This window comes from Actinomadura verrucosospora (genome assembly GCF_039540335.1).
Lineage (GTDB): Bacteria > Actinomycetota > Actinomycetes > Streptosporangiales > Streptosporangiaceae > Spirillospora > Spirillospora verrucosospora.
Genome location: NZ_BAABEV010000017.1, coordinates 97,105 through 120,529 on the forward strand (window position 1 = coordinate 97,105; position 23,425 = coordinate 120,529).

The following is a 23,425-nucleotide window of genomic DNA, read 5'->3' on the forward strand; positions in this document are numbered from 1 at the left end:
TCCGCGGCCCCGGACGCATCCGCGCCCGGACGGATCCGCGGCCGGCGGCGCGCACCTAGCGGGACGCCTTCGCGCGCGGCTCGATGACCGCGTCGGGCCCCGGGTACACCAGCCCCTCGTGGCCGTCGTCGAAGCGGACCAGGAAGGGCGGGCCGCCGTCCGGGCCCCGCACCTCGATGATCTCGCCGGTCCGGTCGGGCTGCCCCACCACGTTGCCGTGCACGTGAAGCCGGTCTCCGGTCTTTCCGTTCATCCTTCCACCCCCAAGCTCGCCGGCCCGCCGCCGGGACGGACCGCGCCGGGCATGTGAGCGCTCGTTCGCTCCCCGCCTCATACGTTCCCCGCCCTCCGCCGGAGGGAATCTCCCGGCCGAGTGAAAAAGGCGGTTCCGGCCGGGTCGGTCCCCGTCCTGACCGGGGAGGATGGTTACTGATTGGTAGAGATGCGTTAGCCGTGATAACCGGCGACGATGGATCACATACCAAGGCGACGAACAGTCTGCCGGGACCGGCGGCCTCCCGCGCGGCGGCCCAGGTCTGACCTGCACAGACGGTAAGGACAGAGGGGACCCCGTGGCTTCCGGACGTCAACGCTTTTCGATCATCAGCGACGGGCTGCCGAGCCAGCTGCCCGACATCAACCCGGACGAGACCCGGGAGTGGCTGGAGTCGCTGGACACGGTCATCAAGACCGAGGGCCGCGGCAGGGCGCGCTACGTGATGCTGCGGCTCCTGGAGAGGGCGCGCGAACTCCAGGTCGGGGTGCCCGGCCTGCGCAGCACCGACTTCATCAACACGATCCCGCCGGAGTCGGAGCCCTGGTTCCCCGGCGACGAGCACGTGGAGCGGCGCATCCGCGCCTACATCCGATGGAACGCCGCGATCATGGTGTCGCGGGCGAACCGCCCCGAACTCGGCGTCGGCGGCCACATCGCGACCTACGCCTCCGCCGCCTCGCTCTACGAGGTCGGGTTCAACCACTTCTTCCGCGGCAAGGACCACGGCGAGTCCGGCGACCAGGTGTTCATCCAGGGCCACGCCGCTCCCGGCATCTACGCGCGCGCGTTCCTCGAAGGACGGCTGCCCGAGGAGAAGCTCGACGGGTTCCGGCAGGAGCACTCGCACCCCGGCGGCGGCCTGTCGTCCTACCCGCACCCGCGGCTCATGCCGGACTTCTGGGAGTTCCCCACGGTGTCCATGGGCCTGACCGCGATCGACTCGGTGTACCAGGCCCGGTTCAACCGGTACCTGTACAACCGCAAGATCAAGGACACGTCCCGCTCGCACGTGTGGGCGTTCCTCGGCGACGGCGAGATGGGCGAGCCGGAGTCGCTCGGCGCGATCGGCCTGGCCGCCCGCGAGGAGCTCGACAACCTCACCTTCGTCGTCAACTGCAACCTCCAGCAGCTCGACGGCCCGGTGCGCGGCAACGGGAAGATCATCCAGGAGCTGGAGTCGTTCTTCCGCGGCGCCGGCTGGAACGTCATCAAGGTCATCTGGGGCCGCGACTGGGACCCGCTGCTCGCGCAGGACGTCGACGGCGTCCTGGTCAACCAGATGAACACGACGCCCGACGGCCAGTTCCAGACGTTCTCCGTCGAGTCCGGCGAGTACATCCGGGAGAAGTTCTTCGGCGACGACCCGCGGCTGCGCAAGATCGTCCAGCATCTGTCGGACGACGACCTGCGCAAGCTGTCGCGCGGCGGGCACGACTACCGCAAGGTGTACGCGGCGTTCAAGTCGGCCCGCGAGCACGTCGGGCAGCCGACCGTGATCCTCGCGCACACCATCAAGGGCTGGACGCTCGGCTCGGACTTCGAGGCCCGCAACGCCACCCACCAGATGAAGAAGCTCACCAAGGCCGAGCTGAAGGAGTTCCGGGACCGCCTCTACCTGGACATCCCCGACTCGGCGCTGGAGCAGCCGCTGCCGCCGTACTACCACCCCGGCGAGGACTCCGAAGAGATCCAGTACATGCGCGAGCGCCGCGCGGCCCTCGGCGGGTTCCTGCCGAAGCGGGTCGTGCGGGCCAAGACGCTCAAGCTGCCGGGCGACCCCGTCTACAGCGAGCTGAGGAAGGGGTCCGGCAAGCAGAACATCGCGACGACCATGGCGTTCGTCCGGCTGCTCAAGGACCTGATCAAGGACGAGAACATCGGCGCCCGGTTCGTACCGATCGCGCCGGACGAGTACCGCACGTTCGGCATGGACTCGCTCTTCCCCACGTCCAAGATCTACTCGCCGCACGGGCAGACCTACGACGCCGTGGACCGCAAGCTGCTGCTGTCGTACAAGGAGGCCGAAAGCGGCCAGATGCTCCACGAGGGCATCAGCGAGGCGGGGTCGATGGCCTCCACCATCGCGGCGGCCACCGCCTACGCCACCCACGGCGAGCACATGATCCCGGTCTACATCTTCTACTCGATGTTCGGGTTCCAGCGGACCGGCGACCAGATGTGGGCGCTCGGCGACCAGATGGGCCGGGGGTTCCTGCTCGGCGCCACCGCCGGCCGCACGACGCTCACCGGTGAGGGCCTCCAGCACGCCGACGGCCACTCCCCGCTGCTCGCGGCGTCCAACCCCGCGTGCGTCCACTACGACCCGACGTGGGCGTTCGAGCTGGCCCACATCGTGAAGGACGCGCTGCGGCGCATGTACGGGTCGTCCGAGGAGCACCCCCACGGCGAGGACATCTTCTACTACCTCACCGTCTACAACGAGCCCTATCAGCAGCCCGCCGAGCCCGAGAACCTCGACGTCGACGGGCTCCTCAAGGGCCTGTACCGGCACAAGGCGGCCCCGGAGGTCGCCTCCGGGAACGGCGAGGCGCCCCGGGCGCAGATCCTCGCCTCCGGCGTCGGCGGCCGGTGGGCCCTCGAAGCGCAGCGGCTGCTCGCCGAGGACTGGGGCGTCGCCGCGGACGTGTGGTCGGCCACGTCGTGGAACGAGCTGGCCCGCGAGGCCCGCGAGTGCGACGACTGGAACCTGCTGAACCCCGACGCCGACCAGCGCGTCCCGTACGTCAGCCGGGTCCTCGACAACGTCGCCGGGCCGATCGTCGCGGTGTCGGACTACATGCGCGCCGTGCCCGACCAGATCGCGCCGTGGGTGCACGGCGACTACACCTCGCTCGGCACGGACGGGTTCGGGTTCTCCGACACCCGCGCCGCCGCCCGGCGGTTCTTCCACGTGGACGCCGCGTCGATCGTCCTCGCGGTGCTCACCCGCCTCGCCCGCCACGGCGAGATCAAGCCGGAGACCCTGACGGAGGCGATCCGGCGCTACCAGCTGAACGCCGAGGTCAGCGACGTCTTCGCGGGCGGCGTCGGCAGCGCCGAGAGCAACACCGGCGGCGACGCCTGAGCCCGGTGATCGCGGAGGTGTAGGCCGCGATCACCGGCTCGCGCGCGAAGGGCCCCTGGGTTCGCTCCCCGGGGCCCTTCCGCGTCCGGCGTCAGGACGACGCGGGCGTGAAGACGCCGAAGGTGTTGCCGGACGGGTCCTGCAGGTACGCGAACTTGAGGCCGTTGCCCGTGCTCAGCGGCGGCATGGCGACCTTGCCGCCGGACTTCACGGTCTGGTCGCAGGCGGCGTCGACGTCCTCCACGAGGACCAGGAACATCGCGTGGTTGCGGGACGCGTCCGGCTCGTGGGAGATGCCGCCGGACGGCACGTCGGAGCCCGGGTAGCTGACCAGGTCGTAGCCGTCGCCGTCGGGGTCGAGCGCGAACTTCCAGCCGAACATGTCGCCGTAGAAGCGGCGGGCCTCCTCCGGCGCGTCGGTGCCCACCTGGAACCACGTGACGGTGTTGAACGCGGGAACGGTCATTGGTCTCCTCCTTCAAACGCTGCTGCCCTCAGCGTGGAAGAGGCCCGCGACAGCCCCCTGTCGGAGTTTTCAGAAGACTTCGCGAACCGGAACTCCGCCCACACCACCGTGCGGTCGCCGTCCGCCCGGTACCCCCAGCGGTCGGAGAGGGCTTCGACGACCCGCATCCCGCGCCCGCTCTCGGACCCGTCCTCCGCCTTCACGCGGGGGCGTCTGCCGTCCGCCCCGTCGTCGGCGACCTCCAGGCGGTGAACGCCGTCCCCCACCAGCAGGCTCACCGTGACCCAGCCGCCGTCACCCGAGGCCGTGTGGGCGATGGCGTTGCAGACGGTCTCGCTCCCGACCGTCATCAGATCGTCCAGAACGGGATGCCCAGGGGGCAGCATGTCCCGCAGAAATCGCCGCGCGTTCCGGACCGACCGGTGGACGCCCGGCAGCGTCACCGCGCCGAGCACGACGAGTTCGCCGCTCATCACCCTGCCGCCCACGACACTCCACGCCGGGCCGAAGTGGGCGGCGCCTCCCGTCTCGGCGGGGTCCTTCTCGTCTCGGGCGCTCCCATCGTGCGCCTCCCTTCGATTCGGAGTCGCCCGCCACACTCACCGCCCGAAGCCCTCGTGTCCTGGCGCCTGAACGTTCTCCGACTGAACGTTCAATCGGCCGTCATTCCGTGAACGGATCGCCACACTCGGTGACACCCTTGAAAGATGCCTTCCGGGAACGCCCCCACCGTTCGCCAGCGCCGGATCGGCTCGGCGCTCCGCAAAGCCCGCGACCACCACAACCTGACCGTCGCCACCGTGGCCCGCCGCTTCGGCCGCTCCCAGGGCTGGATGAGCATGGTCGAGAACGGCCTCCAGGCCATCGCCCCCGAAGAACTCAGCGACTTACTCGACCTCTACGAGATCGAAGACGGCCCCCTCCGCGAATCCCTCCTCCACCTCGCCACCCACACGCCAGGTAAGTGGGTGCGGGAACGAGAGGGCCGCATCTCCGCCGCTGCCCTCGACCTGGCCAGCTTGGAAGAGGACGCCGCAGAGATCCGCACCTTCCAGCCCTGCATCGTCCCCGGGCTCCTCCAGATCCCCGACTACACCCGTGAACTCATTACCGCAGGACCTATCAAGCACCCGCGCAATGCCAAATGGCTTGTCGACTTCCGGGTGTCACGCCAGCAGGTGCTGAACCGCCCCGACCCGCCTCGTTACGTACCGATCATCGCGGAGGCGGTCCTGAGCAACCGGGTCAGCAGCAACCCCGAGATCCAAAGAGCACAGATTCGGAGGCTGGCCGAAGTGGCTCGCCTCGATCACGTGGATCTGCGCGTGCTCTCCAGCAGTGCCAGCAAGTATCTGTGGCTTGCCAGCCCCCACCATCTCATCTCCTTGCGTCCGCCCGGCCGTCTCACCGTCTCTGTGGTCGATCATTTTGCCCAGAGCATTTTCGTGGAGGCCGAGGACAAGGTCGCAGCGCATGTGGAGACATTTGAGCTGCTGCTTTTGGCCACTCTGGACAGGACCGCTTCGCTGAGACTCATCGACGAGATAGCGTCGCAATCATGAACACTCCTGAGCTGCCCCGCTCCCTCTGGCGCAAGAGCACCTACAGCGGCGGTGACGAGGGCGAATGCATCGAGCTTGCCCCTCTTGACGGTCGCGTGGGCATCCGCGACAGCAAGAACCCGTCCGCCGGGCACATCATCCTCACACGCCAGACCTTCGCCGCCCTCCTCACTCGCCTCGCCGCCCGGCCATGACCACCCCGCCCTACTGGCGCAAGAGCAGCCGCAGCGGGGGCGACGAAGGCAACTGCGTCGAGATCGCCGCCCTCAACGGCCACATCGGCATCCGCGACAGCAAGAAGCCCGCCGCCGGACACCTCACCCTCACCCACAAACACTTCACCAGCCTCCTGGCCCATCTGGCATCCCGGCCATGACCACTACAACTCGCTGCGCAGGAGCAACGCCGAGGCGCGGCCGCCGCGAAAGGGGCAAGACCTCAGCCCACCCGGAATGAAACCGACGAGCTCACGGTGCTCGCCTCGTCTTTCGGCACCGCCGGCCGGACGTCCTGCAGACGTCCCCGAAGACACGCTCCAGGCAGGAGTAGGCGGTCTGGCCTTCGGTGCCCAGGAAGCTCAGCGCCAGCGGAATGTCACACCGAAGGTCCCCGTTCGCCCGGCAACGTCCCGCGGGTGCCGCCACGCTGGCCGCGCTCGTGGAAGGCCCGGGCACGTCCGGGGGCGAGGTCTTGCGCCGCGGCCGCCCTGCCAGCGACCCGTCCACCAGCGGCAGCGCCTATCGACACCCGGTGGCGGAGGCGTAGCCCGCAGTTCGGCCTCGACTACTCAGCAGAGACTGATCTGAGCAGCCAAGGGTCAGTAGGAGTAGCCCGCGAACTTCCCCGGTATGCGTTTGCCATCCATGGCGGCCTCCGGACAGACGGTGCGCCAGGACTGCTCCACCCGATCAAGCTCTGCGGAGTTGAGCCCGGCCGAACGGCTGGTGAACTGCCGGCCCGCGATCCGCAGCCGCAGTGTCGCAGTTCCCGCTCCCGGGCCGAGTAGCGACGGATGGTCAGGGTCGTAGTCGTGACCTCGGTGAGTGATGTGCACCGTGTGCACCATGTGGGGGTCGTGGTCGGCGGTCCGCCCGTTGGCGCGGTGCAAGCGGATGCGGCGCATGCCGTCATCGACGACGGTCACCCGGACCAAGCGCCGTCGGTCCCGCAGCCAGTAGGCGGTGCTCCAGATCGCGTGGAGCGACGCTCCGCAAAACGCCGCGACGGAGACGAACGGCTCGCCGCCCAGCCATAGCAGGCCGCCGAAGCCGGCGAGGGCGGCCGCCGCCACGACATGGCGGAGCCACCGTAGGCCCCAGCCGTTCCGGTCGGCGGCCTCCCAGAGCAGGTCGTCCTCAACACGCACAAAGACCATCATCGCCCCGCGTCCGAGCTTGGCGCCAGGAACGCCTCCGACCCTCCACGCCATCGCCATGAGCCGGAGGACGACGACAGCGATCCGCAGGACTGGTACGGCTTCTCGGCTGAGGTCCCCAGTCTTACCCACCCCATCGACACGGAACGGGCGTGGGTGCGGACGTTGGCGGAGCTCATCGGGAAACGTTTCCGGTAGGCGCGACAGAACCCTCAGGCGTTGGTCACATTAAGAGGAATGCCCGACTTCCATAAGCATGCACATCAGATTCCACCTTCTACGGATTTCGCCTATCCTCGCAGTAACAATAATCGGTCTTCAATTTCGCATCTATTAGCACACCTGCTCGATATACTCTGTGCATGTGTTCGGTCACGGATATGGATCTCGGCGTGGCGTCCACCCAGGAACTGGTGGACGCCGCCGTCGCGATCGCCGCCGAACTCGCCAGCCGCCCCGCCCCCGAGTCCGCTGCGGCGTGCATGAGACTCGCCGAGACGCTAGCCGCAGCGTCCGACGCCCACGAGGCCGCGTTGGCCGGGTTCGTCGCCCAGGTCGACGCGACCGGCGAGACGCACCGGTGGGGGTTTCCGTCCACGCAGACGTGGCTGCGGTCCCGGCTGGGCATGCGCGATGCGCGCGCCAAGGAACGCGTCAACCTGGCCCGCCAACTCCACCGGCTCCCCACCGTGTCCGCCCTGCTCTCAAGCGGTGAGTTGTCCTACGGGTACGCCTCAACGGTGGCCGACGCCGTCGCCCGATTGGATGATGACGACTGCGCGAGGGCCGAGACGCTGCTGCTGGAGAAGGTCGGGCAGGGGTTCTCGGCGGGGAAGGTGGCGGTGCTCGGACGGCGGATCCGCGAGGTCATCGCCGAACGCGACGGGCAGGAGACAGCCCCCGATGACGTGCAGCGCGGGTATGAGCGGTCCTGGATCACCGGAACCCGCTCCCTCGACGGCGGCCGCTACATCAACGGCTGGCTGAACGCCGAGGACGCCGCCGTCTGGGACGGCACCCTGGGCCCGCTGACGAAACCCGCCGGGCCCGATGACCACCGGGACTCGGCCGAGCGGACGGCTGCCGCACTGAGCAGCGTCCTGGCCGGTGGACACAAAGCAACCAAGGTCACCCTCATCTGCGACCTGGACACCCTCACCGGCGGCCAGGCACCCGCCCGCCTCGCCGACGACACCCCGATCCCGGCAGCTCAGGCGCGTCGCCTCGCCCTGGCTGCCGGAGTCTCACCCCTCCTACTGGGCACTGGCAACACGCCCCTGTACTTGGGGCACAAGGTCCGGTTCGCCACCGCAGCCCAACGCCAGGTCCTGGAAGCCCTCTACCCCACCTGCGCCGTCCAGGGCTGCGAAGTCCCCGGCACCCTATGCGAAGTCGATCACGTCAACGGATGGGCCCTCGGCAATAGCCCCACCGACATCGACAAACTGGCCCTGTGCTGCGGATGGCACAACCGCTACAAACACACCAACCCCCAACAGATCCGCACCACCCACGACCCCACTGGCCGCCACACCTACCAACTCCTCCCACCACCCGACACGCCAGCAACCACCCCGCGATTCACCGACCCACGAACAACCGACCCCCGCACAACCGAGCCACGTGCAACCGAGCCGCGAACAATCGACCCCCGCACAACCGACTCACGTGCAACCGACCCCGGCGCAACCGAGCCGCGAACAATCGACCCGCGAACAATCGACCCGCGAACAACCGACCCCCGCGCAACCGACCCACGTGCAACCGACCCACGTGCAACCGACCCACGTGCAACCGACCCACGTGCAACCGACCCACGTGCAACCGACCCCAGCGCAACCGAGCCACGTGCAACCGAGCCGCGAACAACGGAGCCGCGGACCGCCGACCCACCCACAGCCCTTGACTGGGCCGCCTGACCAGCGGCGCGCAGACGGCAGGGCCAGGACAGGCCGCTCCCCCGGACCGGACGGGCAGCAGCGCGTGGTCGTGGCGTGCTTGCTTCCCCCAGCCGCGCGTCCCCGCGGTCGCGATGCGCTTGTCCGCCATGGGCTGCGCTGCAGTATCGACGCTGCGCCCGACCACACCTTCCTGCCCTGGTCCGAGATCACTGCCTTGCGGCTCACGACGTGGCGCGGGCAGTAACTCCTGGTGCTCGATCTCGCGCCGGGCTCAGCGCCAGCACCTGGGTGTCTTGATCTCCGGTCGGCGCCGGAAAGGCCCCCTCGCCCCCCTTGGGCCCCGCGCCCGGCGGCTCTGAACAGAGCCGCCCATCCCTTCATTCGGGACACCAGGTACCAATTCGGGCATTCTGCTAATCTCTGTGGGCGTGACGCAGAGAAAAAGTTCGCATATACCCCTTCTCCTAGTCGTTGTAGCGGCAGTGGTCTCGTTCCTAGGGGGAATCAGCGCAGCGGTGCTAGCTGCGGTTACCGACCTGGTCTCGGCCGAGACGGGGTGGCTCGCACTCCAAGTCGGAATCATCGCCACCGTGGTGCTTTCCTTCACGGGGTTCATGTTGTTCGGCCGTGAGGCCAAGAAGGTCCAGGCAGAGATCGACCGGCGTTTCGCCGAGCAGGGAGTTCGCGGAGCAGCCCGTGTCGTCAACTATCAGGTGCCCAACGCGAACACCCGCAGGAACCGCCTCATCATGCACATGGAGTTGGAGCTGGACATCCCCCAACGAAGCGAGCCGACCCGATGGTATTGGGGAGTGGTGTCCTCCATCGATATCGCCCGACTGACCACCGCAGAGCGTCTTCCTTGCATGGTGATGTGGGACGAGCAGACGTTCGTGCGGCTGTATCCACGTCAGGACATCGCGGCACCCCGCCTTGACGGGGAGCACATCGACCTCGCCCCGAGGACAGCCTGACCCCCCGTCATCGATCACGGCGCCCTCCGCGAGTCCCTCCCCCACCTTGCCCCCACAAGCCCACCTCACAGGTACGGGAACGCAAGCGCCGCATCTCCACCGCCGCTCCACCGCCGCTCCACCGCCGCTCCACCGCCGCGCCTGACCTGGCCGGCCTCGACGAGGACACCGCCGAGATCCGTAACTTCGAGCCCAGCATCGTCCCCGGGCTCCTCCAGATCCCCGGGTACACGCGGGAACTCATCACCGTCGGCCCTGCCAAAATATGCGCGCAACGCCAAGATGCTGGTCGACTTCCGGCTGCCCGCCAGCAGGTACTCAACCGTTCGCACCCGCCTTGCTACATGCCGATCATCGCGGAGGCGGGAGACGTTCGAACCGTTGCGCTCAGCAGCGCCGAGCCGGACCGCTTCACTGAAACTCATCGACGAGACAGCGTCGCAATCATGAGCACTCCGAACTGCTCCGGTCCCCTTGGCGCACGAGCAGCCACAGCGGCGGCGACGAAGGCGAGTGCGTCGAGATCGCCGACCTCACGGCCACATCGGCATCCGCGACAGCAAGGACCCCACCGCCGAACACCTCACCCTCACCCGCCGACACTTCACCAGCCTCCTGGCCCATCTGGCATCGCAGCCGTCTGGTGGATGAGGCGGTCGGGCCTACCTGGCGTCACGCCGCGAGGAGATGCGTCAGGCCATGCTCGATTCGATAGTTGATTGACCTGGGTTAATGCTCGCTGGAACCTTCAGTCAGGTAGGAGGTCTACGAACCGAAAGCCCAGGTCCCGCCGCCGAGTAGTCGGTTCAAATCCTCCGCGACCTGTGCGAGGAGGTCGTCTCCGAAGACGACAAGGGTTTGTTCGACGTGGTGGCCGAACGTGCCCAGGCGGGCGTCCGCCGTGGTGAGGAACTGGAACTCCTCGTCGGCGATGGCGCTTCCCGGCCAGGACGGTTGTCCGGGGCCGCCGACGCGGTGGGGGTCGAACTCCCATCCGTTGAGGTAGGGACGGTGCTCGTACACCCATTCGCCGGGGCGGACACAGGCACGCAGGCCGCGTTCGATGACGCTTTCGGCGGCCGCGATCGCCGGGTCGTCGCGGCCGCCGAGCAGGCCGTAGAACCAGCGGCGCGAGTCGGCCGGCGCACGGTAGCGTCCTCTGCCGCTCTCATAGTCGAAGCCGACGCGTGCCTCGCAGAGGCGCGCGATCTGTCCGGCCTCACCGTTGTAGAGCGAGTGCCTCGCGGGCGGTGTCGCCGCGGGTTCGCCCGGCGGGTTCCAGTGATGGGATCGCACGGTCGTCACCTCACGGAATCCGATGGCGAGCAGGACGTCACGCACCTCCCCGTCGGCGTCGGCGACCAGGAACTGCTTGGGCGGCGACCGGAACCGCCACAGCGGCATTTGAGCCAGGAGTTCGGGGCGGGCTGCGGTCAGCCCTCCGATGACGGCGTAGGCGGTGTCGGAGACGTTCTCTAGCCAGCAGGCCGCGGTGACCATTCCGCGGCGGGTCAGCACACGGACCTCGACGTCCCAGTACGGGATGGAACGCATGGCGTGCCAGTTCGCCAAGGGGACCCGATGCGGGCCGGTTCGGGCCGCAAGGTCGAGTGCCTGCTGCGCCTGTGGTTCGTCCCACCGGACCGATCCGGCTTCCCCGACCGGTTCCGGCTCGGGGAAGTCGAGCTCGGCGACCTCACCGACCAGGACACTGCGCTCCCAACCTGCGGAGAAGCCGGCCGTGTCGAGCACGGCGCTCAGGTGGGACGCCGCTACGTCGTGGTGGAACACGCGCCACTCCACGGGTTCCGCACGTGCGGCCGCGGATACCTGCACCTGCTCGGCAAGCCGTACGGCCGAAGCCGAGTCCTCCGCGGCTGGGGGGGGATGGTCAACGACGCAATGGGTGCCGTAGTGCGTGAGGTTCAGCGGACCGATCCGCTCTACGACGGTGCCGATCCGCGGAGGCATTCGAACGTGGCCCCGCAGCGTGCTGTCATGCTCAGCCCGGAGCCGCCCCACATCCAACGCCACGCTGGCATTCAAGCAGGGCGATGCCCGAGGAACCATCACTTAACGCCCGGCTTTCGGTTGTCCGTAGGCCCTCCACAACGGCTTGTAGGTGTCGCCGTGCGGCTTACCGTTCGCGCGCCTTTGCTGGGCCATGCAAGTTCCGCCGTCTCCTCAGCCGTCTGGTTCACCAAGCCTGAGCGGAGGCTGTGCTTGTCAGGTCAGTTGGGGGTGCCGGGGATTACTAGGCCTGACTCGTAGGCGACTACTACGGCCTGGGCTCGGTCGCGCAGGCCTAGTTTGGCGAAGATGCGGGTGACGTGGGTCTTGACCGTCGCCTCGCTGAGGTGGAGGTGGGCGGCCAGTTCGGTGTTGGACAGGCCGCCGCCTACCAGGCGGAGCACCTCTTTCTCGCGCGGGGTCAGGACGTCCAGGCCCTGGGGCTCAGGGGCGGGGCGGGCGAACCGCTCGACGAGGCGGCGGGTGATGGAGGGGGCGAGCAGCGCGTCCCCGGTCTCGACCAGCTGCACCGACGCCACGAGGTGTTCGGGGGTGACGTCCTTTAGCAGGAACCCACTGGCTCCGGCGGCGAGCGCGGAGTAGACGTACCGGTCGAGGTCGAAGGTGGTCAGGATCAATACGCGGCACGCGGGGTCGTCGGCCAGGACGCGGCGGGTGGCCTCCAGGCCGTCCATTCCGGGCATCCGGATGTCCATCAGCACCACGTCCGGGCGCAGGCGCCGCGCGGCGGCGACCGCCTCCAGCCCGTCGGCGGCCTCGCCGACCACCTCGATCCCCGACCTGCTGAGAATCATCCGGAAGCCGCCGCGCACCAGTGTCTGGTCGTCGGCGATCAGCACCCGCGTCACGGCCGCTCCAGGGGGATCCGCGCACGCACCCGGTAGCCGCCGCCCAGCCGCCGCCGCGCGTCGAGGTCGCCGCCGTACACCGCGACCCGTTCGCGCAGTCCGGCCAGCCCCCGGCCGCCGCTGCCCTCGGGCGGGGCGGGGCCCGTCCCGGTGAGGACGCTCGGGCCGGTGTTGAGCACCTCCAGCCGCAGGCTCCGCGTCCCGTAGCTCACCGTCACCTCCGCCGTCGCCCCGGAGGTGCCGTGCTTCAGCGCGTTGGTGAGCGCCTCCTGGACGACGCGGAAGCCGGTCGCGTCGATCCCGGCGGGGAGCGGGCACGGTTCGCCGGTCACCCGCACGTCGACCGGCAGGCCCGCGAACGCGATCCGGTCGACGAGGGTCCCCAGGTGCGCCAGCGACGGCTGCGGGGCGAACGCCTCGCCGTCGCCGTCCGGGGAGGGCGCGAGGACGCCGAGCAGGTGCCGCAGCTCGGTCATCGCCTCTCTGCCGGTCCGCTCGACGGCCAGCAGCGCCTCCTCGGCCTCGCCGTCGACGCCGTGCCGGGCCGCGCCCGCCTGCACGACCATGACGCTGACGCTGTGGCTGACGATGTCGTGCAGGTCCCGGGCCACCCGGGCCCGCTCCTCTTCGACGGCCCGGCGCGCGGCGCCCTCGCGTTCGCGTTCCAGCAGCCAGGTCCGCGCCCCGAGCACGGCGCGGCGCCTGCGCCGCTCCCACAGGGCCCATGTGCACGGGATCGCGGCGAGGAGGGGCACGAGCCACGCAGGCAGCATCCGCCCATCCTGCCGCCAGACCCGGACGGAGCGCATCATCCCGGCGGTCCACGGCCGTACATCCCTCGGTTGACCCGGCCCCGGAGTTACCTCCAGGACCCGACGCGCGGGCGGGGGCGCGACTCGTACCGTCACCGGCATGGAACTGATGGTCCAGCTGATGGACGTACGCAAGGAGTACGGCGAGACCGCCGCGCTCGCCGGGGTGAGCCTCGACATCCAGGCCGGTCAGGCCGTCGCGGTGATGGGCCCGTCGGGGTCGGGCAAGTCGACCCTCCTCAACATGATCGCCGGCCTGGACCGGCCCACCGCGGGCACGGTCGTGGTGCGCGGCGAGGACATCACGGCGATGGGAGAGGCCGAACTGGCCCGGTACCGGCGCCGCCGCATCGGCATGGTCTTCCAGTTCTTCAACCTGCTCGACGATCTGCCGGTGCTGGAGAACGTGATGCTGGCCGCGCAGCTGCTCGGCACTTCGCGCAAGCAGGCCCAGGCCCGGGCGATGGAGCTGCTCGACGAGCTGGGCATCGCCGACCGCCGCAACGCCTACCCGGTGGTGCTGTCGGGCGGGGAGCGGCAGCGGGTCGGCGTCGCCCGCGCGCTGATGAACCGGCCCGCCCTGCTGCTGGCCGACGAGCCGACCGGCGCGCTCGACTCGCGGGCCGGTGAACAGGTCATGGACCTGCTGCTCGACCTCAACCAGATCGGCCAGACCCTGCTCATCGTCACCCACGACGAGCGGCTGGCGACCCGGGTCGCCGACCGGGTCGTCGCGTTCGAGGACGGCCGCGTGGCCGCCGAGGTGACCCGGTGAGGGCGGTGTGGCAGGCCGCGCGGTTCGCGGTGCGGCGGCGCAAGCTGCAGACGTCCATCATCTCGCTGGTGCTGCTGGTCTCCACCGGGACGGTCGTGCTCGCGCTGGGCCTGCTCGCCACCGTGGACGGCCCGTACGACAAGGCGTTCGCGCGGCAGCACGGCGCCCATCTGACGGTCGCCTACGACCCCGCGAAAGCGACGGCCTCGCAGGTCGCGGCATCGGCGTCCCGGCCGGGCGTGACGGCGGCGGGCGGCCCGTACCGCTCGCAGGTCGTGAACGTCCCGGAGGAGACCGACCCGGCGCGTCCGGGGCTGCTTCCGCCCGGCCCCCTCACGGTCGTCGAGCGGACCGTCCGCGACGACGACCCGGTCGACCGGCTGGCGCTCAGGAGCGGCCGCTGGGCCGCCGCCCCCGGCGAGATCGTGCTGGGCACGGACTACGCGCGGTTCCCGTTCGACCCGATCGGGAAGAAGGTGACCTTCACCGACGGGCGGACCTTCACCATCGTCGGGATCGGCCGGTCGATCACCCGGTCCGCCCAGGCGTGGGTGGCGCCCGGGCAGCTGACCGTCCCGGACGGCCTGCAGATGCTCTACCGGCTCGCCGACCCGGCCGCCCCGGCCAGCACGGTCACCGCCGGGCTGCCGGCGACCGCGAGCCAGAGCTATCTCGTCTCCCGGCAGCAGGCCACCGAGGCCGGAACGACCGTCATCCCGTTCCTGGTCGCGTTCGGGATCGCCGGGCTGCTCGTCGCGGTGCTCGTCATCGCCAACGTGGTCAGCGGCGCCGTCGTGTCGGGGTTCCGGCACATCGGCGTCCTCAAGTCCCTCGGCTTCACGCCCGCCCAGGTCACCGGCGTCTACCTGGTGATGATCGCGATACCCGGGGTGGTGGGCAGCCTGATCGGGATCGCCGCGGGCAACGTCCTGGCCGGGACGGTCACCACCACGCTGGGCGATTCGTTCGACCTGCCGACCGCCAGCGGCGTCTCACCCTGGGTGGACGTCCTGGCCTTCACGGGCGTCCTCGCGGTCGCCGTCGTCACCGCGCTGGTGCCCGCCGTCCGGGCGGGCCGGATCCCGACGGCGGTCGCGGTCAGCGCGGGCGCCGCGACGCGGCGGGGCCGGGCCCTGCGGGTGCAGCGGGCGCTGGCCCGGACACGGCTGCCGCGCCCGGTCAGCCTGGGCCTGGGCCTGCCGTTCACCCGTCCTGGCCGCACCGCGCTGACCGTCACCGCCGTCGCGTTCGGAGTGGCGGCGGTGACGTTCGCCGCCGGCCTCAACCGGTCCCTGAGCGCCTACCTCGCCGACGCGGAACTCACGGGGACCGTCCAGGTCCTGGTCTTCGCCGACGGCGACCGGCCGGTCTCGCTGGCCGGCCGGCCCGGCACCGCGAAGGTCGCGGCCACGCGGTTCGAGCAGGCCCACGTTCCGGGGTTCGACCGGCCGGTGCAGGTCAAGGCGTACCAGGGGGACGTCACCGACCGGCACGGCTACCGGATGGTCCACGGCCGCTGGCTCGGCGGACCGGGCGAGGCCGTCGTGGGCGACCCGTTCCTGAAGACCGGCGGCAAGAAGATCGGCGACACCGTCGTCGTCACCGTGGACGGCAGGAAGGCCGCACTGCGGATCGTCGGGACGGCGCTCGTGGACGGCGGCGACACCGTCCTCACGGACTGGGCGTCCCTCACCTCGCTCCTCGGCCGCGAGAAGCCGGCGCAGCCCTCGGAATCCCCCGGCCCGCGCCCCGGCAGGGTGACCTCGCTCCTGGAGGTCGGCCTCACCCCTGGCACCTCCCCCGAGGACTACGCCGCCGCGCTCGAGGCGGACGGGATCCCGGCCAGGCCGGCCGCCGAGGGCATGGAGTCCGGCCAGGTGATCCTCCTCGGGCTCCTCACTCTGCTGACCCTGGGGCTGACCACGGTCGCCGGGCTCGGGGTGTTCAACACGGTGGTCCTCAACACCAAGGACCGGGCGCGCGACTTCGGCGTCCTGAAATCGCTGGGCGCGACACCGCGGCAGGTCCTGACGGTCGTGCTCGCGTCCATGGCCGTGCTCGGCCTGGTCGGCGGACTCATCGGACTGCCGCTGGGCCTGGCCGCCCACCATGTGGTGATGCCGGCCATGGCCGGCACCGGCGGCCTCGTCCTCCCCTACGGCCTTCTGGAGATCTTCCCCTGGCCGCTGATGCTGCTGTCCGTGCTGGCGGGCATCGCGATCGCCCTGCTCGGCGCGCTGGTCCCGGCGGGCCGGGCGTCCCGGATCAGGACGGCGGCTGCCCTCCGCTCGGAGTGACGCCCCGGAGCGATCCCGGACAAGACGGTGGAAGCGGGGCGACCCGCTTCCACCGTCGGTGGTGCGGCGTCACGCCTGGGCGTCACGCCGTCCGTGACCCCTGGAAGTCACGGATCACTCGGGCCTCGCGGCGATGAGGCCGTCAGGCGAACTTGTACTTCCATGGGCCGCGGTCGTCCGGTTTCCAGACGCTCCGAACCCAGATCGGGGTAGGCGGAATGCCGCCCCAGCCACCGCCGTTCGGGTCGGTTTCCGGGAGCAGCTCCTTCCAGACAGCGCCCTTGACGGTCTGCGGGCCGACGTGTCCTGCCAGCCGGTGGAAGGCCCGGAAGGCGGTGAAGGAGGCCCCCACCACCAGCACGGCGCCGATCCATCCGGAGAGCCCCGGCGAACCGCCGGACCCGACGACCACTCCGACAAGGCACGCCAGCACCGGGTTGAGGCACTTCACCGAGCTCATCAGACCGTCATCGGACCGGACGAGCTCGTAGGCGCGGACGTGCAGCTTGTTGGCGATCATGTTCAGGAGCGAGGTGACCAGCACGGTCGACAGGACGTACTAGGTCATCCAGCGATCGTCGGTCCAGATGAGGACCGGCAGCCCGACCAGGCAGGCGCTCGCCCAGCAGTTGAGCTCGACGACGCGGGAGAGGAGGCCCATCTCGGTCAGCCTTCCCGAGGCGATCGTGCCGTTGACGCCGATGACGGCGGCTACGCCCGCCAGGGCCAGGCCCGCTAGCGCCGTCCCGCCCGTGAACGGCCTGGTCAGCATGGTGACCCCGGCCAGGCCGATCACGAACCAGATGACGTGCCTTCGCCGGTGCGACCCGTGCGAGAAGACCAGCCGCCACGTCGCCAGGCCGAGCGCCCCGAGCGTCATGACCGTCATCAGGGTTCCGACATCCACGCTCTTCAGCGCGGCCTGGTGGACCTGCCCCTGGAAGAGGCTGGGAACCACCAGAGCGAGCACCCACGCCCACTGGCGTCGGCTCCATCGGATCTTGACCGACCGTCGCTTCGGCCGGCCAGGCGAAAGACGCGTGACCGCGCTGAAGAAGACGGCCCCGAAGATCGTGATCAGTGCACCCACGGGCGCCGGCGAGTACTCGGGGTAGAGCCGCGTCGCGTACGCCGACCCTACCGATACGAGAATCAGGGAGAGCGCTTCCGCAAGCGCCCCCCAGGTTCTGCTCATGAGGAATCTCCTTTGGTTCGACCGGCTCTTCGCCGGTACCCGACCGCATCGGCCAGGCCAAGGAGACCGTCCTAGGGGAGACGCCCTGCGCAATCTCGATCGGTTGGGTCAGGAACCGTGAACCCCCTCGTGAATTCGGGTCATCGGGATGGGACCGCCCGCACGCAGGCTTCGGACGGCGGTTGAGGCTTCAAAGAGTGGCGTGTTCATGCCACGGCATGCACCCGTTCCCGCACTCTGAGTGACGATGGGTCGAACGGCTCTCGCGGACTTCGGTCCGGGGAGCCATCTTCGACGGCAGGAGTGCACATGAGAAAAGGCCTGTTGACCAGGGCGGTGACCGTGACGGCCGCGCTGGGGGTGCTGGTGGCGTCCGGCGGGAGCGGCCAGGCGGCCTACGCTGGCGGCGGGTCGGTGAACCGGCCGGTGGAGGCGGCCGGGAGCGGCGCGTCGGCCCCGGCCGCCCTGTACCGCGTCCAGGTGGCGCAGTGGGCCCAGCCCGTCCTGCGCGTCCGGGACAGTCCCGGCTGGCCGGGCGGCGGGCCGGGGAAGGTGATCGGCTCGATGCGGCCCGGGGCCCCCGCCATGGCCGTCTGCTCGACCGAGGGCGCCGACATGACCGCGTACGGCCGGACCGGCTCGACCTGGGTGAAGATCAGCCCGGGCTCGCCGCCCACCGCATGGCTCTGGGACGGCGGGCTCAATCCCCACGAGGTGCTGCCCCCGTGCGTCTGCGGGTGCCCGAAGATCAAGACGGACCGCGGCGCGGGCACCAGGCCCTGCGGCGACTGCCGGACCCGCGAGGAGGAACGGTGAACGCATACCGGATCGGGGCCGCGGCGGTCGCGGCGCTGGCGCTGCTGGCCGTCGCGGTGCCCTCGGAGGCGGACGCGGCGCCCTCGGCGGCGGACGCCGGCACCACGGCCCGCGCCCGCGCGGACCGGGTCACCGTCGGCGACTGGGCCAGGCCCCTGCACGTCCGGGCCGATCCGGGGGCGCCCGGCATCCCGCCGGGGAGGATCATCGGTTCGATCATGCCGCCGGCGGAGGCCAGCGCGTTGTGCCACATCACCGACGGCGCGCAGATGACCGCCTGGGGCCGGACCCGGTCCGACTGGGTCAAGATCCGGTACGGCTGGGAGGGGCACGCCTGGCTGTGGGGAGGCGGCCTGAACCCCTACTCGCTCCGCGAGTGCTGAGCAGCGGCGGGCGCCCACGGGACGCCCAGCGCGGGGACGCCGCAGAGGGTGCGGCGTCCCCGCGGTCGTCGCGGGTCAGCGAGCGGGGGTGGCTCCGAGCTTGTTCACCCAGCCCTGGCTCTCGAAGGCCAGGTACTCACTGCCGGCCTCCTTGCCGGGAAGGGCAGTGTGCCGGTCTTCGAAGTCGAGGAGCTGGGCGGTCTTGCGGTCCACGACCAGCCGCACGCTGGTGCCCTTGGCGGTGATGGCCACGCCGGGCCTGCCCAGCCGGTCCGTGATCTGTCCGGTGACGCGCACGGACGGGGTGCGCGCCAGGATCCGGTAGAGGGCCGCCCGGGTGCCGGGGGTGGTCGGGGCCATGAACAGGTCCCAGGCGCTGACGAAGACGTACTCCCCGAAGTCGGCCGGGGCGGTGTAGCCGTGCGCACCGCCCCGGCGGTCCTGCTGCCACAGCCTGCGCAGGTAGCGCTCCAGGGCGCCGTCGGTCGCCGGCAGCTTCGCGATCGTCTTCCACTCGATCTCGTGGGATCCGATGACGGGGTTCACCAGGTGCGAGCCCTTGCTGTAGGTGACCATGCGGGGCTTCGAGACGGTCGTGCCGTCGTTGACGTCGAGCGGGGGCGAGCCCGCCGCCTTCCATGCGGCCTCGTCCTTCTTCGTGGGGAAGGTGAGCTTGATGTCCAGCGGTCCGTTCGTACCGAAGCGCATGTCGGTCCCGCTCTTGGCGCACGCCCAGTCCTCCACGCTGCTCGCGGTCCGCGCCTGGAAGTTCTGGGGCTTGCCCATGGACTTGCCCGCGGGCGTCGGCACGCCCGGGCCGGGCTTGAAGGGCAGGATGTCCTGCCACATGCGGGTCCGCTTGTACCAGCAGGTCCCGCGGGCGGCGGGCTGCTTGGCGGCCGTCGTAGCGCTGGCCAGCAGGAACGTGCGGGTGTCGAGCGTCCCGTCATGTCCGGCGCCGGGGGCGCCTCCGGGGGCGCCTCCGGGGCCGTCCGACGGCAGGGCGACGGCCAGCGCCGCCGCGGCCACCGCCACCGCGGCCACGCCGCCAGCGAGGGCCAGCCGCCGGACCGGTCGGCGTGCCGGAGCCAGGCGCGCGTTCACGGTCGAGGCGCCAGCGCGCGCACGGATCTGCGCCACGTCGGGGCGCCGCGCGTAGGCGTCGTCGGCGAGTTCGCCGACCGCCGCGGGCTTCAGGGCGGCGATCAGGTTGTCGAGTTCGTCCTGCTTCACTGCTTCTCCTGGATGACTCGCGGGCGCGGGGCGCGTCCGTGCGCTCGCGCGGGGCTTTCCGGGGACGCCTCGATCGCCTTGGCCAGCCGGCGGCGTCCCCGGTGCAGCCGGACGAGGAAGGCGGTGCGGGAGCACCCCGCGACACGGGCCGCCTCGGCGGGGTCGAGCCCGTGCCAGGCGGTCAGGGTGACCGCCTCGGCCTCCTTGGGCGGAAGGGCCCGCAGCGCGGCCAGCGCCTGGTCGCGGGCGATGAGGTGCTCGGCGACGTCCCAGGCGTGCAGGTCGGCGTCGGTGGTGAGGCCGGCCAGCCGGTCGGCCAGTCCGCGCGCCCGGCCCGCCGCGCCGTGCGACCGGCGGACCACGTTCCTCGCCACGCCCAGCAGCCACGGCAGCGCCTGGTCGGGGATCTCGTCGATCTTCCGCCACGCGACGGTGAACACCTCGCCCGTCAGGTCCTCGGCGGCCTGGGGGGCGGCCCGCAGCACGACATAGCCGAAGACGCTGCGGTAGTGCGTCTCGTAGAGGCGGGTGAATCGGGCTTCTTGCTCGTCCACGCCACCTCCTCTCTTCTCGGAACCGTTACGCCGAGAAGTCCGAGGAGGCCCCGGTGGATTACATGGCGGCCCGGGAATTCTTCACCGGTCACGTCGCACCCGATCACGTCGCACTCGGTCCGGCGCGGTCCGGCGAACGGGGCAGGCGCAGGGCGAACGTCGCGCCCCGGCCCGGCTCGCTGCGCACCGCCGCGGACCCGCCGTGCGCCTCGGCGAGCTGCCGCACGATGGCCAGGCCCAGTCCGCTGCCGCCGGTCTGCCGGCTGCGCGACTTCTCCGCCCGCCAGAACCGGTCGAAGACGTGCGGCAGGTGCTCGGGCGCGATGCCCGGCCCGGTGTCGGCGACCTCGATCAGCACGTCGTCGCCGTCGTCGGACGCGCGCAGGCTCACCCGCCCGCCGGCCGGCGTGTAGCGGACCGCGTTCGCGAGCAGGTTGCCGACCGCCTGCCGCAGCCGCACCGGATCGGCGTCCAGGGACGGCCGCCCGGTCACCTCGGCGGTCAGCGTCAGCTCGGCGGCCTCGGCCGCGGCCCGGTAGACCGTCGCGATCTGCTCGACCAGGTCCGCCACGTCGACCGGCTCGGGGTGCAGCCGCAGCTTGCCCACGTCGGCGAGCGCGAGCTGCTGGAGGTCGTCGACGATGTGCTGGAGCAGCGTGGCCTCCTCGACCAGCGAGGCGGTCAGCGCCGGGCCCAGGTCGGCCACACCGTCCTGGGCGGCCTCCAGCCAGCCCCGGATGTTGCTCAGCGGCGTGCGCAGCTCGTGCGAGACGTCGCTGACCATCGCCTTGCGCTGCCGCTCCATGCGGTCCAGGTGCTCGGACATCTCGTTGAACGCGGCGCCGAGCTCGCCGACCTCCCCCTTGGCGCGCACCGTGACCCGCGCCGAGCCGTCGCCGGCCCGCATCCGCCGGGCCGCCGCGGTGACCGCCCGCACCGGCCGCGCCAGCCGGGTGGCGACGAGGACGCTGACCCCGACCGCCAGGACGAGGATCACCGCGGTGACGCCCGCGATGCCGTACGGGTCGATGGCGGGCGCGCGGTCCTCCGCCGAGCCGATGTAGAGCAGCGCGGCCGGCGCGACGTACGGCTTCAGCTGGGTGCGGCGCGCGGTGGCCAGGCACTCGGCGGCCGACGCCGGAGCGGCCGGCGTGCCGGTCTCGTCCAGCCACACGTCGACCCGGCTTCCGTGGCACTCCCGGACCAGGGCGGCGAGCCGGCTGAGGGCGCGCCTCTCGGTGGCGGTGGGCCCGGGCGTGTCCGGCGAGCACGGCGTGGGCGGCCGCACGGGCTCCGGCGTCGCGGCCGGCGGGCTCACCGGTCTGCCGCCGGGCGCGGCGGTCGGGGTGCTGGACGGCATGACGGTCGGCGCGCCGGGCGTGGACTCCGGCCGCCGCGGCGCGTCCCCCGGCCCGGTCGTCGGAGAAGGCCGCGGCGTCGCCGGGGCCGTGGCGGACGGCGTCGTGGCGACGCCCGCGAGCCGGACCGCTCCGCCACCGGACGTTCGCGCGAGCGCGGCCCGCGGGAGGAAGGGGCCGTAACCGGCGGGCACGCCGGCGGGCGCGCCAGGGCGGTTCGTGCTCGATTCGGGGGTGGCCGCACCGCCCTCGCGGCGCAGGTACGGACGGCCGCCGGGCCCGACGACGACTGTGGCGCGCTGGCCCTCGCGGCGCAGGCACGCCGCCTGGGCGTCGACCTCCCCGCGCAGCCGTACCCGCTCGGGATCCGGCAGCCGGAACGGCCCGGCCGCGCGCGCGTCGATCCGGTCGGTGGCCGCGCCGGGCCCCAGGGAGACGTCGACGGCGAGGGGGTCGACGACGGCCGAGGGGCGCTGCGGCAGCGGCGGCCGGCCGGGCGCCGAGTCCGCGATCCGGACGCCGCCCTCGGTCGCCAGCGCGACCCGCTGGCCGCTCTGCCGGGACAGCCCGCGCACGGTCTCCCCGACGCCGTCCCAGCGCGGGTGGCTCGCCGCGTAGCCGAGCAGCGCGTCGTTGATCCGGGCGTCACGGGCGAGCGTCCGGCCCTGCCGCTGCCGGATCTCGCCGGACGTGCCGCGCGCCGCCAGCCACGCGGTCGCCACGATCGAGCACACCGCGATCAGCACCGAGCTGGCGACCAGCCGGACGAGCAGGCTATGGCGCACGGTCGCCGACCAGCTTGTACCCGACGCCGTACACGGTGCACAGCCGGACCGGACGCCGCGGCTGCGGCTCGATCTTCTTGCGCAGGTTCTTCACGTGCACGTCGACCGTGCGCTCGGTGATGAAGCGGTCGAAGCCGTGCAGGTGCTCCAGGAGCTGCGCCCGGGTGAGGACCCGGCCGGGCCGCGCGGCCAGCGCCTCCAGGATGCGGAACTCCGCGGGCGTGCACTCGACCTCGCGCCCGTCCGCGAGGACCGTGTGCCGTTCGAGGTCCACCGTGATGCCGCCGACCCGGTACACCTGCTCGCCGCCGCCCCGCCCGGTCCGCCTCAGCAGCGTGCGCACCCGGGCCATCAGCTCGCGCGGGCTGTACGGCTTGGTGACGTAGTCGTCGGCGCCGAGGTCGAGGCCGCGCAGCAGGTCGTCCTCCGTCGAGCGGGCGGTCAGCATGAGCACCGGGACGTCGGACTCGGCGCGCAGCCCGCGGCACACGTCGAGGCCGTCGATCCCCGGCATCATCACGTCGAGCAGCACGAGGTCGGGGCGGCGCGCGCGGGCCTCGTCGAGCGCGGCCCGCCCGTCGTGGACGACGACCACGCGGTGCCCCTCGCGCTGGAGGTAGCGGCGCAGCAGCTCCGCCTGCTTGGGGTCGTCCTCCGCGACCAGGACGTTCGCGCACATGGCACCCGAGCGTAGCCAA

At 71.2% G+C, this 23,425-nt stretch carries 23 protein-coding genes and 2 pseudogenes; 12 read left to right on the plus strand and 13 right to left on the minus strand.

The window, feature by feature from the left end; genetic code table 11:
* Positions 1-55: 55 nt before the first annotated feature.
* Entirely contained in the window at positions 56-253 is a 198-nt protein-coding gene (locus tag ABD944_RS19980; protein WP_185026219.1) for a DUF1918 domain-containing protein, read from the minus strand.
* Positions 254-572: 319 nt separating this feature from the next.
* Here ABD944_RS19980 and aceE point away from each other — a divergent pair, with 319 nt between their 5' ends.
* On the plus strand, positions 573-3,362 hold the full coding sequence (gene aceE / locus ABD944_RS19985) for a pyruvate dehydrogenase (acetyl-transferring), homodimeric type (protein WP_345178597.1): 2,790 nt from the start codon (positions 573-575) through the stop codon (positions 3,360-3,362).
* A 91-nt stretch (positions 3,363-3,453) separates the two neighbouring features.
* On the opposite strand, the gene ABD944_RS19990 is transcribed toward aceE, so the two are convergent.
* Both ABD944_RS19990 and ABD944_RS19995 read right to left on the minus strand, forming a co-directional pair.
* Positions 3,454-3,828 (minus strand): VOC family protein, encoded by a 375-nt coding sequence (locus ABD944_RS19990; protein ID WP_345178598.1) that lies wholly within the window; start codon positions 3,826-3,828, stop codon positions 3,454-3,456.
* On the minus strand, positions 3,825-4,316 hold the full coding sequence (locus ABD944_RS19995) for an ATP-binding protein (RefSeq protein WP_345178600.1): 492 nt from the start codon (positions 4,314-4,316) through the stop codon (positions 3,825-3,827). The genes ABD944_RS19990 and ABD944_RS19995 overlap by 4 nt, the downstream gene beginning before the upstream one ends.
* 219 nt (positions 4,317-4,535) lie before the next feature.
* On the opposite strand from ABD944_RS19995, the gene ABD944_RS20000 reads away from it, so the two are divergent.
* From ABD944_RS20000 to ABD944_RS20010, 3 genes are read left to right on the plus strand one after another with little or no spacing between them, the layout of a single operon-like run.
* Positions 4,536-5,390, plus strand: a complete 855-nt coding sequence (locus tag ABD944_RS20000; protein WP_345178601.1) for a helix-turn-helix domain-containing protein — start codon at positions 4,536-4,538, stop codon at positions 5,388-5,390.
* Positions 5,387-5,584, plus strand: coding sequence for a DUF397 domain-containing protein (locus ABD944_RS20005; RefSeq protein ID WP_345178602.1), 198 nt, complete (start codon positions 5,387-5,389; stop codon positions 5,582-5,584). Before ABD944_RS20000 ends, ABD944_RS20005 begins: the two co-directional genes overlap by 4 nt.
* Positions 5,581-5,766: a DUF397 domain-containing protein gene (locus ABD944_RS20010; protein ID WP_345178603.1), complete on the plus strand. Its 186-nt coding sequence runs from the start codon at positions 5,581-5,583 to the stop codon at positions 5,764-5,766. Before ABD944_RS20005 ends, ABD944_RS20010 begins: the two co-directional genes overlap by 4 nt.
* A gap of 441 nt (positions 5,767-6,207) precedes the next feature.
* Here ABD944_RS20010 and ABD944_RS20015 read toward each other — a convergent pair whose 3' ends face one another.
* Positions 6,208-6,768 (minus strand): hypothetical protein, encoded by a 561-nt coding sequence (locus ABD944_RS20015; RefSeq protein WP_345178605.1) that lies wholly within the window; start codon positions 6,766-6,768, stop codon positions 6,208-6,210.
* A gap of 359 nt (positions 6,769-7,127) precedes the next feature.
* Here ABD944_RS20015 and ABD944_RS20020 point away from each other — a divergent pair, with 359 nt between their 5' ends.
* The 4 genes and pseudogenes from ABD944_RS20020 to ABD944_RS20035 all read left to right on the plus strand — a co-directional run bounded on the left by ABD944_RS20020 (position 7,128) and on the right by ABD944_RS20035 (position 10,291).
* Positions 7,128-8,684 (plus strand): HNH endonuclease signature motif containing protein, encoded by a 1,557-nt coding sequence (locus ABD944_RS20020; RefSeq protein ID WP_345178606.1) that lies wholly within the window; start codon positions 7,128-7,130, stop codon positions 8,682-8,684.
* A gap of 410 nt (positions 8,685-9,094) precedes the next feature.
* The gene (locus ABD944_RS20025; RefSeq protein WP_345178607.1) at positions 9,095-9,640 is read left to right on the plus strand and encodes a hypothetical protein; all 546 of its coding nucleotides are present in this window, start codon (positions 9,095-9,097) and stop codon (positions 9,638-9,640) included.
* Positions 9,641-9,837: 197 nt separating this feature from the next.
* Positions 9,838-9,945, plus strand: a pseudogene (locus ABD944_RS42460) (hypothetical protein); the annotation flags it as partial.
* Positions 9,946-10,100: 155 nt separating this feature from the next.
* Positions 10,101-10,291: pseudogene (locus ABD944_RS20035) on the plus strand (DUF397 domain-containing protein).
* Positions 10,292-10,405: 114 nt separating this feature from the next.
* On the opposite strand, the gene ABD944_RS20040 reads toward ABD944_RS20035, so the two are convergent.
* The 3 genes from ABD944_RS20040 to ABD944_RS20050 form a co-directional block, all read right to left on the minus strand.
* On the minus strand, positions 10,406-11,674 hold the full coding sequence (locus ABD944_RS20040; protein WP_345178609.1) for a DUF2716 domain-containing protein: 1,269 nt from the start codon (positions 11,672-11,674) through the stop codon (positions 10,406-10,408).
* Positions 11,675-11,871: 197 nt separating this feature from the next.
* Positions 11,872-12,519, minus strand: coding sequence for a response regulator transcription factor (locus ABD944_RS20045; RefSeq protein ID WP_345178611.1), 648 nt, complete (start codon positions 12,517-12,519; stop codon positions 11,872-11,874).
* The gene (locus ABD944_RS20050) at positions 12,516-13,292 is read right to left on the minus strand and encodes a sensor histidine kinase (RefSeq protein ID WP_345178612.1); all 777 of its coding nucleotides are present in this window, start codon (positions 13,290-13,292) and stop codon (positions 12,516-12,518) included. The genes ABD944_RS20045 and ABD944_RS20050 overlap by 4 nt, the downstream gene beginning before the upstream one ends.
* A gap of 139 nt (positions 13,293-13,431) precedes the next feature.
* Between ABD944_RS20050 and ABD944_RS20055 the strand changes: the two genes are divergently transcribed.
* Together ABD944_RS20055 and ABD944_RS20060 are read left to right on the plus strand one after the other, a co-directional pair.
* Positions 13,432-14,106, plus strand: coding sequence for an ABC transporter ATP-binding protein (locus tag ABD944_RS20055; RefSeq protein WP_345178613.1), 675 nt, complete (start codon positions 13,432-13,434; stop codon positions 14,104-14,106).
* Entirely contained in the window at positions 14,103-16,403 is a 2,301-nt protein-coding gene (locus tag ABD944_RS20060; protein ID WP_345178614.1) for an ABC transporter permease, read from the plus strand. The genes ABD944_RS20055 and ABD944_RS20060 overlap by 4 nt, the downstream gene beginning before the upstream one ends.
* A 142-nt stretch (positions 16,404-16,545) precedes the next feature.
* Here the strand turns inward: ABD944_RS20060 and ABD944_RS20065 are convergent, their stop codons facing one another.
* Positions 16,546-16,947 (minus strand): hypothetical protein, encoded by a 402-nt coding sequence (locus tag ABD944_RS20065; protein WP_345178616.1) that lies wholly within the window; start codon positions 16,945-16,947, stop codon positions 16,546-16,548.
* A gap of 15 nt (positions 16,948-16,962) precedes the next feature.
* Entirely contained in the window at positions 16,963-17,598 is a 636-nt protein-coding gene (locus tag ABD944_RS20070) for a DMT family transporter (protein ID WP_345178617.1), read from the minus strand.
* A gap of 309 nt (positions 17,599-17,907) precedes the next feature.
* On the opposite strand from ABD944_RS20070, the gene ABD944_RS20075 reads away from it, so the two are divergent.
* Both ABD944_RS20075 and ABD944_RS20080 read left to right on the plus strand, forming a co-directional pair.
* Entirely contained in the window at positions 17,908-18,414 is a 507-nt protein-coding gene (locus ABD944_RS20075; RefSeq protein ID WP_345178618.1) for a hypothetical protein, read from the plus strand.
* A complete protein-coding gene (locus ABD944_RS20080; RefSeq protein ID WP_345178620.1) occupies positions 18,411-18,797 on the plus strand; it encodes a hypothetical protein in 387 nt (128 codons plus the stop codon). The genes ABD944_RS20075 and ABD944_RS20080 overlap by 4 nt, the downstream gene beginning before the upstream one ends.
* Positions 18,798-18,872: 75 nt before the next feature.
* On the opposite strand, the gene ABD944_RS20085 is transcribed toward ABD944_RS20080, so the two are convergent.
* From ABD944_RS20085 to ABD944_RS20100, 4 genes are all read right to left on the minus strand, one after another.
* Positions 18,873-20,030: a CU044_5270 family protein gene (locus tag ABD944_RS20085; RefSeq protein ID WP_345178621.1), complete on the minus strand. Its 1,158-nt coding sequence runs from the start codon at positions 20,028-20,030 to the stop codon at positions 18,873-18,875.
* Complete coding sequence (locus ABD944_RS20090; protein WP_345178622.1) at positions 20,027-20,584, minus strand: RNA polymerase sigma factor; 558 nt, start codon at positions 20,582-20,584, stop codon at positions 20,027-20,029. The genes ABD944_RS20085 and ABD944_RS20090 overlap by 4 nt, the downstream gene beginning before the upstream one ends.
* Before the next feature lie 103 nt (positions 20,585-20,687).
* The gene (locus ABD944_RS20095) at positions 20,688-22,727 is read right to left on the minus strand and encodes a sensor histidine kinase (RefSeq protein WP_345178623.1); all 2,040 of its coding nucleotides are present in this window, start codon (positions 22,725-22,727) and stop codon (positions 20,688-20,690) included.
* On the minus strand, positions 22,717-23,406 hold the full coding sequence (locus ABD944_RS20100) for a response regulator transcription factor (RefSeq protein ID WP_345178624.1): 690 nt from the start codon (positions 23,404-23,406) through the stop codon (positions 22,717-22,719). The genes ABD944_RS20095 and ABD944_RS20100 overlap by 11 nt, the downstream gene beginning before the upstream one ends.
* Between the last annotated feature and the right edge of the window lie 19 nt (positions 23,407-23,425).